The 13,616-nt window shown below is 64.9% G+C and carries 10 protein-coding genes; 3 read left to right on the top strand and 7 right to left on the bottom strand.

Translation table 11 applies throughout. The annotated features are described in order from the left end of the window. Positions 1-98: 98 nt before the first annotated feature. The gene (locus NK214_RS13955) at positions 99-2,756 is read right to left on the bottom strand and encodes a cytochrome c peroxidase (RefSeq protein WP_253314783.1); all 2,658 of its coding nucleotides are present in this window, start codon (positions 2,754-2,756) and stop codon (positions 99-101) included. A 204-nt stretch (positions 2,757-2,960) separates the two neighbouring features. After that, a complete protein-coding gene (locus NK214_RS13950; protein WP_253314782.1) occupies positions 2,961-4,148 on the bottom strand; it encodes a DUF1566 domain-containing protein in 1,188 nt (395 codons plus the stop codon). Between the two features lie 312 nt (positions 4,149-4,460). Between NK214_RS13950 and NK214_RS13945 the strand changes: the two genes are divergently transcribed. Next, on the top strand, positions 4,461-4,835 hold the full coding sequence (locus tag NK214_RS13945; RefSeq protein WP_253314781.1) for a hypothetical protein: 375 nt from the start codon (positions 4,461-4,463) through the stop codon (positions 4,833-4,835). Positions 4,836-4,956: 121 nt separating this feature from the next. On the opposite strand, the gene NK214_RS13940 is transcribed toward NK214_RS13945, so the two are convergent. Together NK214_RS13940 and metH are read right to left on the bottom strand one after the other, a co-directional pair. Beyond that, on the bottom strand, positions 4,957-5,475 hold the full coding sequence (locus tag NK214_RS13940) for a DUF2878 family protein (protein ID WP_253314780.1): 519 nt from the start codon (positions 5,473-5,475) through the stop codon (positions 4,957-4,959). Next, on the bottom strand, positions 5,465-9,178 hold the full coding sequence (gene metH / locus NK214_RS13935) for a methionine synthase (protein WP_253314779.1): 3,714 nt from the start codon (positions 9,176-9,178) through the stop codon (positions 5,465-5,467). The genes NK214_RS13940 and metH overlap by 11 nt, the downstream gene beginning before the upstream one ends. A gap of 117 nt (positions 9,179-9,295) precedes the next feature. On the opposite strand from metH, the gene NK214_RS13930 reads away from it, so the two are divergent. After that, positions 9,296-10,063, top strand: coding sequence for an ABC transporter substrate-binding protein (locus NK214_RS13930; protein WP_107801382.1), 768 nt, complete (start codon positions 9,296-9,298; stop codon positions 10,061-10,063). Positions 10,064-10,088: 25 nt separating this feature from the next. Here NK214_RS13930 and NK214_RS13925 read toward each other — a convergent pair whose 3' ends face one another. From NK214_RS13925 to gcvA, 3 genes are all read right to left on the bottom strand, one after another. After that, positions 10,089-10,511, bottom strand: a complete 423-nt coding sequence (locus tag NK214_RS13925; RefSeq protein ID WP_107801381.1) for a MarR family winged helix-turn-helix transcriptional regulator — start codon at positions 10,509-10,511, stop codon at positions 10,089-10,091. Then, on the bottom strand, positions 10,504-12,084 hold the full coding sequence (locus tag NK214_RS13920; protein ID WP_253314778.1) for an MFS transporter: 1,581 nt from the start codon (positions 12,082-12,084) through the stop codon (positions 10,504-10,506). Before NK214_RS13920 ends, NK214_RS13925 begins: the two co-directional genes overlap by 8 nt. Before the next feature lie 284 nt (positions 12,085-12,368). Further along, positions 12,369-13,289 (bottom strand): transcriptional regulator GcvA, encoded by a 921-nt coding sequence (gene gcvA / locus NK214_RS13915; RefSeq protein WP_019102440.1) that lies wholly within the window; start codon positions 13,287-13,289, stop codon positions 12,369-12,371. 114 nt (positions 13,290-13,403) lie between these two features. Here gcvA and NK214_RS13910 point away from each other — a divergent pair, with 114 nt between their 5' ends. Beyond that, a complete protein-coding gene (locus NK214_RS13910; RefSeq protein ID WP_253314777.1) occupies positions 13,404-13,583 on the top strand; it encodes a hypothetical protein in 180 nt (59 codons plus the stop codon). Positions 13,584-13,616: the final 33 nt, after the last annotated feature.

The raw sequence follows: 13,616 nt of genomic DNA, 5'->3' as shown, positions 1-13,616 counted from the left end.
GCCAGTGGATTCCAGCGCGAACGCGGCCCGGCGGCGAGGCCGGGCCATGGAGATTTAATGCCATGCTGACGACGCGTCAGCGGATCGTAAACAGGTTCTCAGCGCCGGAACAGCTCGGCTTCGCTCGCCGGCTGCAGCCGCGGCGGGCCGGACAACGCTTGCAGGAAGGCGTGCAGCGCCTGCTTTTCCGCGGCGCTGAGGCCCAGCGGCTTGAGTAGCGGCGAGGGCTTGGGCAGGGTGTATTTTTCCACGCCCACCGCTTCCACCAGATTGCCGCCGCTGTTGTAGAACTCGATCACGCCGGCGCCGTCTTCATCCAGCGGCATGTCGCCTGTGTGCATGTAGTCGCCGGTGTAGAGCAGATCGCGCAGGGTGGGGGTGCGGAATTTGCCCAGATCGGCGCGCAAGCCGGTGACGCCGCCGCGGCCCAGGTCTTCCTTATTGCGGCCGATGTAGTTGAGACCGGTGTTGTGGAACTGGTTGTCGGACAGCAGCGGGCTGTTGTGGCAGTTGATACAGCGCGCCTTGGTGCGGAACAGATGCAGGCCCCACAGCGCCTGGTCGTTCAACGCGGCGCGCTCGCCCTTGAGGAAGCGGTCGAAAGCGCTGTCCTGGCTGATCAGGGTGCGCTCGAAGGTGGCAATGGCCTTGGCCATGCGGTCCAGATCCACCCGGCTGTCGCCGTAGGCGGCGGCGAATAGCGGTGCGTATTCCGGCGCGGCGGCGATCTTGGCCACGGCCTGGCCCAGCGGCTGATGCATTTCCAGCGGGTTGACCACCGGACCCTTGGCTTGCTCTTCCAGGCTGGCGGCACGGCCGTCCCAGAACAGCGCGCCGACGTAGGCGGTGTTGAGCAGGGTCATGGCGTTGCGGCCGCCCAACTGGCCGATGTGGCCTTGGGACACCGGACGCGGATCGCTCCAGCCGTGTTCCGGCGCGTGGCAGCTGATACAGGCGATGCGGTTGTTGCGGGACAGCCGGGGATCGCGGAATAGTTTGTCGCCCAGCACCACTTTTGCGGCGCTATAGGGGTTGTCGGCCGGAAACGGCGCCGCGGGCAGCAGGCCCAGATCTCGGAAGCCGGCTTGCGCCGACGCGTCCAGCGTGGGCGCGGGCCAAGCCGCCTGGCGCTCCGCGCCGGGCTGGTATTGGCTGTAACTGGTCCGCCATTGCGCCAGCTGGGCGGCGTCCGGCGCCTCGCCGTCGCTGTCCGGCAGCGGCGGTTTGGCCGGACGGATGGAGAGGGCGACCAGCAGCGGCTGCTCGGCCTCAGCAGCGAGCCGGGCGGCGCTCTGTTTCCCGCCGTCGCGGTCCAGGCCGTAGAGTTCGCCGCCGGCGTCGCGCGCCCATACCCGCGCGGCGGCATTGGCGGCGGGATAGTCCGGATCCTGTTGCAGTTGCAGCCAGCGGATGGCCTCGGCCACCGTGGGCAGCCGCCAGTTGTCCTGCTGGCACAGCCGTTGCTGTTGCAATGCGGCCAGCGCCGGGTTGAGGCTGGCCGCGCCGGCCGGCCGCGGCCGGGTCTGCCACAGGATGACGTCGCGCCAGCCGTCCGGATGTTGGTTGTCGTCGACGCAGGCGGCCTGGGCCGGTGCGGCCAGTTGGCCGTCGGCGCTGACCGGGATGTAGGCTGGCGGCTTTGTCTGATTTTGTTCCGGATTGGGATCGTCGGCCAGCTTGGGGCCGCGCACCAGACGCAGCCGCGCCGGCTGGCCCAGGCTGAGGCTGACGCTGGGCAGGGTGCGGTGGGTGTCGTCGAAGGCCACCGCCAGCGAACCTTCGCCGCGGCGGCTGGTGGCGGTCCAGTAGAAGGCGGCTTCGGCGTCCGGGAAGACGTGGCGGTCCATGGCCGGCAGGCCGCGCGAGCGGTCGTACTGGCTCCAGTCCAGCAGGGTTTTCAGTTCGCGCTCGGTGGGCAGCCGCCAGCCGCGTTCCGCGGCGATGTCTTCTTCGCTGTCTTCGAAGCCGCATAGTTTTTGCTTGCTCACGGCCTCGGTGTAGGTGACGGCCAGGCAGTCTTCCTGACCGGGTTCGCATTGGGCCGGGCGTTCCGGATTGCGGCTGGCGCTGGCGTAATAGCTGTGGAATTGGCTACGCAGGCCTTGCACGGATTTCACTTCCCAGATCAGGCCGGTCTGCTTGTCTTTCACGCAGCCGGCGCGTTCGCCGGCGTCGGTCAGCGGTGCGCCGTCCGCTTCGGCTAGTGCGGTGAAGCGCGGGCCGGGCGGCTGTTCGCGCAGCGCGGCCAGGCTCAGGCGGAAGTGGCTGGCCGCGTAGTCCGCGGCCACCACGCTGCGGGCGATGCCGGCGCTGTCCAGCAGGATTTGCAGATCGCCGGCCTGTTCCAAGCGCATGCTGCGCCGGAAGCGGGCGGCGGTGTCGGCGCTAATCTGGATGCCGTTGTTGGGATTGTCGTCTTCGTCCAGCGTCATCAGCAGCTGCACTTGGCGCAGCACTTTGGGATCCGCCGGGTTCTGGCTGCCGGCCAGTTGTAGCGGAGTCAGCTGGGGCGCGCCCAGGCTGCGGCCCAGTTCCAGCTGGCCGATGCGGAAGACGACGGTTTCACCGTCCAGATAGCGGAATTCGCCGTTGGCGGTGGTCTTGCCGGCATGGCTGCCGCTGTCGTAGTCCAGGCCCGCTACCGGGCTATCGACAAAGACGCCGGTGCGGACCGGCTGGGCGGCGGGGCCGCCGGAGCAGGCGGCCACGGCCAGGCTGCCCGCCAGAATGAGGGAGAGTGCAAGGCGCGAGTGCATTTTTGTAATTGAGAATTATTTTCAAAACGGCAGATTATGCGTTTGTAGAGTTGTTCGTACAAGAAGCATGTCGAGGATAGGCAAGCCGGGGTCGCGCCTTGCTCACTCGCGGTCACAAGGGTGGGCTTGCGGTTCTAGATCAGGAGAGACTGAATGCCGCGTCTTTCGCGACGCGGCATTAAAGGGATTGCGAACAGCCAGTAATCAGAGCGGACGGCCCAAGCCGCGGAGGGGGGAGGGATTCTCGGAACGAACCGAGGCATAACCCAGCGTGGACTTGGCCATGCCATGCGGCAGCGGCTCGTCGGCCAGCTTGGGACCTCGCACCAGACGCACCCTTGCCGCTTGGTCCTTGCCCAGACTGATACTGGCTAGGCTGCGGTGAGTATCATCGAAGGCAACCACCACCGTCCTCTCCTCTGAATAGCTGGTGTCGGTCCAATAGAAGGTGGCCGCCGCATCCGGAAATACGTAGCGGTCCAAGGCCGGCAAACCAAGGGCTTTGTCCCACTGGCTCCAATCCAACAGTGTCTTCAATTCTCTCTCAGTGGGCAGCCTCCAACCACGATCACCCCTCGCCGTTTCATCATCGAAACCACAAAGCTTCTGCTGCCTGACCACCTGAACATAGGCGGCAGCCAAACAATCTGTCTGATTCGGTCCACATTGGGCTGCTTGTTGCAGATGGGCACTGGCACTGGCGCTGGCGCTGACGTAGTACCGGTAGGACTGGCTACGTAGACCGTGCTCAGCCTTCACTTCCCAAGTGAGGCCAGTTTGCTTGTCCTGTACACAGCCTGCACGTTGTGCGAAACCGACTAGCGGTGTGCCATCGCTCTCCGCCAAGGGGATGAAGCGCGGGGAGGACGGCTGTTCACGCAGCGCGGCTAGGCTAAGCTGGAAATGCCTGGCGGCGCGATCAACACTGACCAGACGACGGACAATACCGGGCTGCCTGAGCAAGGTTTGCAACTCTCCCGCCTGTTCCAGGCTTTGGCTGCGCGTGAAGCGAGCAGCGGTATCGGCGCTGATCTGGATGCCATTGTTGGGGTTGCCGTCTTCGTCCAGCGTCAGCAGCAGTTGCACTTGACGCAGCACTTTGGGATCCATCGGGTTCTGGCTGCCGGCCAGTTGCAGCGGGGTAAGCTGGGGGGCGCCCAGGCTGCGGCCCAGCTCCAACTGACCGATGCGGAAGACGACGGTTTCGCCGTCCAGATAGTGAAATTCACCATCGGCGGTGGTTTTGCCGGCATAGCTGCCGCTGTCGTAGTCCAGGCCCGCTACCGGACTATCGACGAAGACGCCGGTACGGACCGGCAGAGCGGCGGGGCCGCTGGAACAGGCGGCCACTGCCAAGCAGCCCGCCAGGATGAAGAAGAGAACGAGACGCAAGTGCATTTTTATAGTTGAAGGTCATTTTTTGAGTGCTGGATTATGCATATATGGATATGTTCGCACAAGAAGTATGTCGGAGATAGGCAAGCAGGGGTCGCGCCGGGCTGTTCAGCAGCCGTACTGCCGATCAATAAAGGGGGGAGCGCTGCATCGCGCATTCATCGTGACTGCCAGCCCCGCCTTGACTGAATCACAAGTCGATTGAACCCTATATTTTAGAAAAATCGGGATATCTTGATTCTATTACATAGAATGTCGGCTTCTGGCCGAGCTCGCCGGGACAGCTTTTTGTGATGAACGAGGAGTCTTATGAAACGCTTGAAACAGGCCTGCCTGCCGGCCATCGAGATGTTCGCGCTCCAGCACGCCGCCTGGGCCGCCAAGCCGGTGGAGATAGGTGAAGACGATGAAACCAGCATTGGGCTCAGCGGTATCGTGGTAGGGCCGGTGCAGTCCGGCAGCAAGGCCGACGGCACGTTTTTCAAGGCCTTTCATTTGAAGCTGGCGCAAGCACAGCGCTTTGACGACGGCGGCCCCTGCGGCGAGCAGGAACTACGCAGCCTGGCCTTGAACCAGGGCGATATGGCGCGCGATAAGGGCCAACGCATCACCGTGCACGCCAAGGTGTTCTGCCAGGAAAGCCGCACCGGCCGCTATCATTTGGCCGATATCGAGCTGTTCTGAACGGCGAAGAAGCTGTTCAACGACTCCAACACAAAAAAAGCAGCCCAAGGGCTGCTTTCTTAATTTAACGCCTCGTTTCAGCTTATCCACAGATCGGCAAGAACCGCCTTCTTATCCACAATCACGCCTGCGCCGCCGATCCTTGGTCCATCGGCAGCAAACGCGGCGTCCAGGCCAGCAAGGCCGCCCATAACGGCGCCAAGGCCAGCAACGTCAGCCACAGCGGCGCGCCGGCTTGCAGGGCGCGCAGTTGCAAGCCGCACCAGCAGAGCAGCGGCCCCGCCAGCGCGCCGACCAGCGCCAGCAGACGCGGCGACGGCCGCCAGACCGCCAGCAACCACAACCACCAACAGCTGAAGCTCAGCCACAAGACGACTCGCCACAAGGGCAGGCCGCCGACGCCGACGAGGCGGTACAGACCCAGCCCGGAGACGGCTAAGTCCAGCAGACAGGCGGCCGCGCTCAACAGCAGCGCGCGGGTTTTAAAGCCGGCCGGCAGCGCTTGCCAGGCCAGCAGCGCGCCGGCCAGCAACAGCACCACGTAGCGGTCGCGGAAGCTGAACAGCAACCAGGCGCCGACGCCGAAGATCAGGCTGCCCAACAGCAGCCTGGGCCAGGGCTTGCCCGCCTCAGGCGTCATAGCCCAGATTGGGGGCGAGGTCGCGTTCCGCCTGTTCCACGCTGACGCCGCGGCGTTGGGCGTAGCTGGCCACTTGGTCGCGCTCGATCTTGCCCACGCCGAAATAGCGCGAGGCCGGATGGCTGAGGTAGAAGCCGGACACGGCGGCGGTGGGCAGCATCGCATAGCCTTCGGTCAGCGTCATGCCGATGGCCGGCGCGTCCAAGAGCTCGAACAGCGCGGTCTTGACGGTGTGGTCCGGGCAGGCCGGGTAGCCGGGCGCGGGGCGGATGCCCTGGTACTGTTCGTCGATCAGCGCTTCATTGTCCAGCTGCTCGGCGGCGGCATAGCCCCAGAATTCGCGGCGCACCCGCGCGTGCATCAGTTCGGCGAAGGCTTCGGCCAGCCGGTCCGCCAGCGCCTTGAGCAGAATGGAGGAGTAGTCGTCGCCGGCGTCCTCGAAGCGTTTGACGTGCGGATCGATGCCGATGCCGGCGGTGACGGCGAAGGCGCCGATATAGTCCTGCACGCCGCTGTCCTGTGGCGCGATGTAGTCGGCCAGCGCCCAGTTGGCCTTGCCGTCCGCCTTGGGCAGCTGCTGGCGCAGGCCCACCCAGCTCATCAGGCTGGCGCGGCTGTCCGGATCGCGGATTTCGATGTCGTCATGATGCACGCTGGCGGCCGGAAACAAGCCGATCACCGCGTTGGCGGAGAGCCAATTCTCCTCGACGATCTGCTTGAGCATCACTTGCGCGTCCTCGTACAAGGCGCGCGCGGATTCGCCGACGATCTCGTCGTTGAGGATGCGCGGGAAGCGGCCGGCCAGTTCCCAACTCTGAAAGAACGGCGTCCAGTCGATGTAGGCGGCGATCTCGGCCAGCGGGTAGCGCTCGAAACGACGCACGCCCAGCCATTGCGGCGTGGGCGGCTGGTAGGCGGCCCAGTCTATCGCCTCCTTGTTGGCGCGCGCCTGCTCCAGGCTCACCACCTTGCGGCCGGCCTTGTTGGCGTGGCCTTCGCGCGCGCGGTCTTGCTCGGCCTGGTTTTCCGCGACGAAGGGGTCGCGCAGGGTGTCGGACAGCAGATTGGAGCACACGCCGACGGCGCGGCTGGCATCCGGCACATAGACCACCGGGTGTTGGTAGTGCGGGGCGATCTTGACCGCGGTGTGGACCTTGGATGTGGTGGCGCCGCCGATCAGCAGCGGGATGCTGAAGCCCTGGCGCTGCATTTCCTTGGCCACATGGCTCATTTCTTCCAGGCTGGGGGTGATCAGGCCGGACAGGCCGATGATGTCGGCCTTGTGCTCAATGGCGGCGTCCAGGATTTTCTGGCAGGGCACCATCACGCCCAGGTCGATCACCTGGTAGTTATTGCAGCGCAGCACCACGCCGACGATATTCTTGCCGATGTCGTGGACATCGCCCTTGACCGTGGCCATGATGATCACGCCCTTGGCCGGCGCGTCTGCCAGGCCCAGGCGAATCTTTTCCTCTTCGATGAAGGGCTCCAGGTGGGCAACGGCGGCCTTCATCACCCGCGCGGATTTGACCACCTGCGGCAGGAACATCTTGCCGGCGCCGAACAGGTCGCCGACCACATTCATGCCGTCCATCAGCGGGCCTTCGATCACGTGGATGGGACGCGCGGCTTTCTGCCGCACTTCCTCGGTGTCCTCGACGATGAAGGTGGTGATGCCCTTGACCAGCGCGTGTTCCAGCCGTTTTTCCACCGGCAGCGCGCGCCAGGCCAGGTCTTCGCCCTTTTTCTCGCCGGCGGCTTCGCCCTTGTATTTTTCCGCCAGCGCGATCAGGTGTTCGGTGGCGTCGCCGCCGTCCTTGGGCGCGCGCATCAGCACCACGTCCTCGATCCGTTCGCGCAGTTCCGGGTCCACCTCGTCGTAGACTTCCAGCGCGCCGGCGTTGACGATGCCCATGGTCATGCCGCGCTGTATCGCGTGGTAGAGGAAGACGGCGTGGATGGCCTCGCGCACCTTGTTGTTGCCGCGGAAGGAGAAGGAGACATTGGACACGCCGCCGGAAATCTTGGCGTGTGGCAGCTGTTGCTTGATCCAGCCGGTGGCTTCGATGAAGTCCAGGCCGTAGCGCGCGTGCTCCTCGATGCCGGTGGCCACGGCGAAGATATTGGGGTCGAAGATGATGTCTTCCGGCGGGAAGCCCACTTCGTCCACCAGGATGCGGTAGCTGTTCTCGCAGATTTCTATCTTGCGGGCATAGGTGTCGGCCTGGCCGGCTTCGTCGAAGGCCATCACGATCACCGCGGCGCCGTAGCGGCGGATCAAGCGCGCCTGTTCGACAAACTTGTCCCGGCCTTCCTTCATCGAGATCGAGTTGACGATGCCCTTGCCCTGTATGCACTTGAGGCCGGCCTCGATCACGTCCCACTTGGAGGAGTCGATCATGATGGGCACGCGGGCGATGTCCGGCTCCGACGCGATCAGGTTGAGGAAGCGCACCATGGCGGCGTGGGCGTCCAGCATGCCCTCGTCCATATTGATGTCGATGACCTGGGCGCCGTTTGCCACTTGCTGGCGCGCCACGTCCAGCGCGGTGGCGTAGTCGCCGTTGAGAATGAGCTTGGCGAAGGCGCGGCTGCCGGTGACGTTGGTGCGCTCGCCGACGTTGACGAACAGATCGCCATCGCCGATGTTGAACGGCTCCAGGCCGGATAGCCGGCACTTGGCCTCAAGCGCCGGCAGCGGCCGCGGCGCGACGCCGTCCACCGCGCGGGCGATGGCGGCGATGTGTTCCGGCGTGGTGCCGCAACAGCCGCCCACGATATTGATCAGGCCGGACTCCGCCCATTCTCGGACGTACACGCCCATCGCCTCCGGCTCCAGATCGTAGCCGCCGAAGGCGTTGGGCAGGCCGGCGTTGGCGTGCACCGACACATAGCCGGCGGACACCCGCGCCATCTCCTCGACATAGGGCCTCAGCAGGTCCGGGCCCAGCGCGCAGTTGAGACCGTAGCTGACCGCGTCGGCGTGGGACAGCGAGTTGTAGAAGGCCTCGGTGGTCTGACCGGTCAGGGTGCGGCCGGATTGGTCGGTGATGGTGCCCGAGATCATGATGGGCAGCCGCGGCGTGTCCGGCCGCTCGTCGAAGTATTTGTGAATGGCGAACACCGCCGCCTTGGCGTTCAGGGTGTCGAAGATGGTTTCCACCAGCAGCAGGTCCGCGCCGCCTTGCACCAGGCCGTCTATCGCCTCGGTGTAGGACGTCACCAGTTCGTCGAAGCTGACGTTGCGGTAGCCCGGGTCGTTGACGTCCGGACTGATGCTACAGGTGCGGTTGGTGGGACCGAGCACGCCGGCGCAATAGCGCGGCTTGGCCGGATTGGCGGCGCTGGCCTTTTCGCACAGTTCCTTGACCAGCCTGGCCGCGGCATGATTGATTTCCCACACCAGGCTTTCCATCGCGTAATCCGCCATGGCGATGGAGGTGGCGTTGAAGGTGTTGGTTTCGATGATGTCCGCGCCGGCGTCCAGATAGGCCTGGTGAATGCCGCCGATCACGTCCGGCCGCGTCAGCGCCAGCAAATCGTTGTTGCCCTTGACGTCGCTGGGCCAGTCGGCAAAGCGCTCGCCCCGATAATCGGCCTCCTCCAACTGATGGCGCTGGATCATGGTGCCCATGCCGCCGTCCAGGATCAGAATGCGTTGGGATAGGTGTTGCCGGAGGGGATGCGAGGATGTTTTTGTCATGGCGGCTGAACTTTTTTTGTCTACAACGATAACAAGCGCAACGGACTCAAAAGCTCATCTTAACACTCGCAATCAACTGTCCGGGCGCTTGCTTAAGAATAAAGAGAGAACATCCATATGGCCATTACGAATAAGCTGTGGCTGCTCGCGGGGCTGGCGGCGGCATGGTGCGGGGAGGCGTGGGCGGCGGGCAGTTTACGGATAGGCGTGGCGGATACCGACGCGGCGCCGGTGGTGATGCTGTCGCCGGACGGCGAGCACCTGCGCGGCGGCCTGTCCAAGGATATCGGCGAGATGCTGGCGGCCGAGCTGAGCCTGCGTCCGGAATTCATTCTGATCGCCCGCAAGCGGGTGGAGGCTTCTATCGAATCGGGCCGGGTGGACATCGTCTGCAACGCCAATCCGGACTGGTTCGGCAACGCCGCGCGGCTGGGCTGGACCCATGAGATCTATCCGCAGCTGGAGCGTCCGCTGACGCTCAAGCAAGCCACCGAGGTGCGCCAGGTGAACGACCTCGCCGGCAAGCGCATCGTCACCATACGCGGCTACAACTACCCGACGCTGGAGCGCTTCTGGCGCGGCAACCCGGCCTCTCACAACGAAGAGGCGCGGATGGAGCTGCTGATCAAATCGGTGCAAAAGCGGCTGAGCGACGCCGCCATCGTGTCGGAACTGGAGTTCGCCGCCTGGGCGCGCAACTGGCCGCAGGACGCGGCGCAGTTCAAGCTGCACCCGCTGGTGGTCACCTTCATGCCCACCATGTGCGCGGTGGCGCCGCATTCCGACATCAAGGTGGCGCAGCTGAACCAGGCGATAGACCGTCTGCAGAAAAGCGGCCGCATCAAGGCGGTGTTGAAAACCTATCAGTGGCAGCCGCAGGAATGAGCGCCGCCGGCCGGCGGCGCCGGCTCTAATCCTGGCCGCGGAAGCGCTGCTCCAGCCGGTGCATCACCTCCAGCGCGGTTTCCATCTGCTCGGCGGGAATATCCGCCAGCGCATGCCGGAAAAACGCCTCGCGCTTGGGCTGCACCTCCTCTATCAGCGCCTGTCCGGCCGGCGCCAGCGTCACCAGGGTCTGGCGGTTGTCGGCCGGATCGGTGATGCGCCGCACCAGTGCCTCCTCCTCCATGCCCTTCAACTGCCGCGTCAGCGCGCCCGGATCCATCATCAGTCGGGTGGCCAGCTGTTTCTGCGTCGCCTGCTCCAGATCGGTCAGCGCGGCGAGTATGCGCCAGCGCGGCAAGGGATAGCCCACCTGCTGTTCAAACGCCGCGTACATGGCGCGGCCGGTGCGGCCGATTTGCTGCAGCAGATTGGGAGCGCGTTCAGTCATGGATTACCGCCGTCTTGGTTTTGACATCGCGCAATTCTACATGCGGGACTCGCCGCACAAGCAATAAGCCAAGCACCGCCAGCGCCGCCACCAGCCACTGGCTGAGGTGAATGGCGTCCACCAGCGCTAGCCGCGAGGCGTCCAGCAAGGCTCCGCCGTTGATCCGGGCCGCCGTCGTCAGTTGTTCGAAACGGGCGGCGGTGTCCGGGCTGAGCAGGATTTGCGGATCGCGCAGCCAGGCCTGCCACTGCGGCGCGGCCGGCAAGGCGTTGACGCCGGCGACGTAGCGGTGGGTGACGAAGACGCCCACCAGCGCGGTGCCCAACATGCCGCCTATCATCCGCGTGGACTGGATCATGGCGGTGGCCACGCCCAGTTGCTCTCGCGGCGCGCTCTGCTGCACGAAGATGGTCAGATTGGGCAGCAACAGGCCCAGGCCCAAGCCGCCCACCGCCATCAGCGCGGCCACCAGCCGGTGCGCGGTACCGGCGTCCACCCAGGCCAGCGCGCCGGCGGTGAAGGCGAACAGCAGCAAGCCCAGGCCCAGCAGCAAGGTGGGGCGGCGCAGCCGGGTGACGATGCGGCCGTTCAGGATGCTGCCCAGGGTGATGCACACCACCAGCGGCGTCACCAGCAGGCCGGCCTGGTTGGGCGACAGGCCGAAGCCGCCCTGGAACATCAGCGGCGCGTAGTACATCACCGCGAACATGCCGCCGCCCAGCAACAGCGACAGGCCGAACAAGGGCGCCAGGCTGCGGTGGCTCAGCATGTCCAAGGGCAGCAGCGGGTTGGGGCAGCGCCGCTCCCACCACAGCAGGCCGGCCAGCGCGGCCAGGCCGCTCAGGCCCAGACTGGCCATCAGCCACAGCGGCTTGTGCAGCGGCAGCCATTCCACCAGCAATTGCATCGAACCCAGCAGCGCGGCGATCAGCAGTCCGCCCTGCCAGTCCAGCTTGGACGCGGCGCCGGCGCGGCGCATCGCCGGCAGATAGCGCCAGACGAACCACAGGCTGGCCAGACCCACCGGCAGATTGACGAAGAAGACCCAGCGCCAGCCCAGGTATTCGGTGAGAAAGCCGCCCAGGGTCGGGCCCACCGCGTTGGCCAGGCCGAAGGCCGCGGTCAGCATCACTTGCCAGCGCAGACGCTGCGCGGTTTCCGGAAACATGTCCGGCACGCAGGCGAAGGTGGTGGCCACCAGCATGCCGCCGCCCACGCCTTGCAGCGCGCGCGCCAGCACCAGTTCCAACATGTTCTGGGCCAGGCCGCACAGCATGGAGGCGACGGTGAACAGGATGATGGCGGTCAGCACGAAGGGCTTGCGGCCGTGATCGTCGCCCAGCTTGCCGAAGATGGGCACGGTGATGACCGAGGTGAGCAGGTAGGCGGTGCCCACCCAGGCGTACAGGTCGAAACCGTGCAGCTCCGCCACCACGGTGGGCATGGCGGTGCCGACCACGGTCTGGTCCAGCGCCACCATCAGCAGCACGAAGCACAGGCCGAGCATGGCCAGCACTTTCTGGCGGAAATCCAGCGCGCCGGCCGCTCCAGCGGTTGCGGCTAAGGTGTTCATTTTTGTTGATCCATCAATAATTGACTAGTCAACTATTTTGCGCCGAGAAGGGCCAGGAATCCAGTGGCGGACACAAAGATTTACAAAGCAGGGGCTCTTAGAGCCTGTTTAAGGCGCGCGAGCAAGAGCGGGGCAAGGCGAAAACGATTGAAGAAGCGGAATGTACCGCGGGTACCTGTGCATTCTGAAAGCGTTCTTAACGCCCTTGTCTAAACTATCCGGCCAAAGCGCCGCACACTTAGAACGGGTTCTTAGGCGGCGGCGCGGACGCGCCGCCGCGCGCTTCAGTAACCGCGCCGGGCCAGCCAGCTGCTGGCCTCGCTCTTGGCCAGAATGGCCACCAGCCAGTCCCGGAACACTTTGACCTTGGGCAGTTCCGCCAGCTCGTGCGGATAAACCAGGTAGTAGCTCCACTCGGTCTCCAGCACGGTGTCGAAAGGCATCACCAGCCGGCCGGAATCCAGGTCCTGGGTCACCATGGACACCTGGGCCAGGGTCACGCCCATGCCGGCGACGGCGGCGTGCAGCGCGTATTCGGAGGCGTCGAAGGTGACGCCGCTTTCCGGATTCACGCCGTTGACGCCGGCCAGTTTCAGCCAGCGCTTCCAGGTGTCCTGATCGCGCCAGGGGTGCAGCAGGGTGTGATGGCGCAAATCGTCCGGGGTGTTCAGCGGGTGCTTGCCGTTGAGCAGGGCCGGGGAGCAGACCGGGATCAGTTTTTCGCGGCAGATGCATTCGGTGCGCAGGTCCGGCGCCACTTCGGCGCGCGCCATGCCCACCACCGCCAGATCGTACTCCGCGCGGTTGAACGGCTTGTCGTGAATCAGCTGGGTCACCAGGTGCAGCGTGTATTCCGGATAGCGGGTCTGGAAGTCCGGCAGATTGGGCAGCACCCAGCGCATCGCCGGGGTGGGCGGCATGCGCACGCGCAGATCGCTCTGCCGCAGCCGCAGCGCTTCGCTGGCCTCGTTCAGCAATTGGAAGGCCTCTCGCGCCGGCTTGATCAGCGCCTCGCCCTCGGCGGTCAGCGACAGGCCGCGCGCCTGCCGGGTGAACAGAGTGGCGCCGTAGTATTCCTCCAGCGTTTGCACGTGGCGGCTGACCGCCCCTTGGGTCAGACTGAGCGCGGCGGCGGCGCGGGTGAAGGACAAATGCTCGGCGGCGACGACAAATACGCGTAATGCATTCAGCGGTGGCAGCTTCATCTTACATGCCTTTTTATCATGGTTATCATGAAATTAACTGCTTTGTCATGCCAGGCGCAACATCGTATGCTAGGCATGCCGGGCACGGCTGGGCTTGGAACGGCGGACCGCGGCATGCAAGCCGCCGCCATGCGTCAATGGCATGAAGACCGCCGCTCCGCGTTGATCGAACCGTCCCTGCCGCGCTCCCCGATTTCCAGCGCGGCGCCCGCAGCCAAAACCAAGCCCGGCCTTGGCTTTCCCGGAAACGGAACCGTCATTCCCGAGCCTAAGGCTTTATCCGTACTGAAATAGTAACGGATTATAAATATTACAGGATGACATCCG

This window comes from Chromobacterium sp. S0633 (assembly GCF_024158805.1).
Taxonomy (GTDB): domain Bacteria; phylum Pseudomonadota; class Gammaproteobacteria; order Burkholderiales; family Chromobacteriaceae; genus Chromobacterium.
This window is presented reverse-complemented; position numbering and strand designations above follow the sequence as displayed.

Coding starts and splice junctions, on each gene's coding strand:
- NK214_RS13955 (WP_253314783.1), bottom strand. CDS start 2,756: ATGCACTCGCGCCTTGCACTCTCCCTCATTCTGGCGGGCAGCCTGGCC.
- NK214_RS13945 (WP_253314781.1), top strand. CDS start 4,461: ATGAAACGCTTGAAACAGGCCTGCCTGCCGGCCATCGAGATGTTCGCG.
- NK214_RS13940 (WP_253314780.1), bottom strand. CDS start 5,475: ATGACGCCTGAGGCGGGCAAGCCCTGGCCCAGGCTGCTGTTGGGCAGC.
- metH (WP_253314779.1), bottom strand. CDS start 9,178: ATGACAAAAACATCCTCGCATCCCCTCCGGCAACACCTATCCCAACGC.
- NK214_RS13930 (WP_107801382.1), top strand. CDS start 9,296: ATGGCCATTACGAATAAGCTGTGGCTGCTCGCGGGGCTGGCGGCGGCA.
- NK214_RS13925 (WP_107801381.1), bottom strand. CDS start 10,511: ATGACTGAACGCGCTCCCAATCTGCTGCAGCAAATCGGCCGCACCGGC.
- NK214_RS13920 (WP_253314778.1), bottom strand. CDS start 12,084: ATGAACACCTTAGCCGCAACCGCTGGAGCGGCCGGCGCGCTGGATTTC.
- gcvA (WP_019102440.1), bottom strand. CDS start 13,289: ATGAAGCTGCCACCGCTGAATGCATTACGCGTATTTGTCGTCGCCGCC.
- NK214_RS13910 (WP_253314777.1), top strand. CDS start 13,404: ATGCAAGCCGCCGCCATGCGTCAATGGCATGAAGACCGCCGCTCCGCG.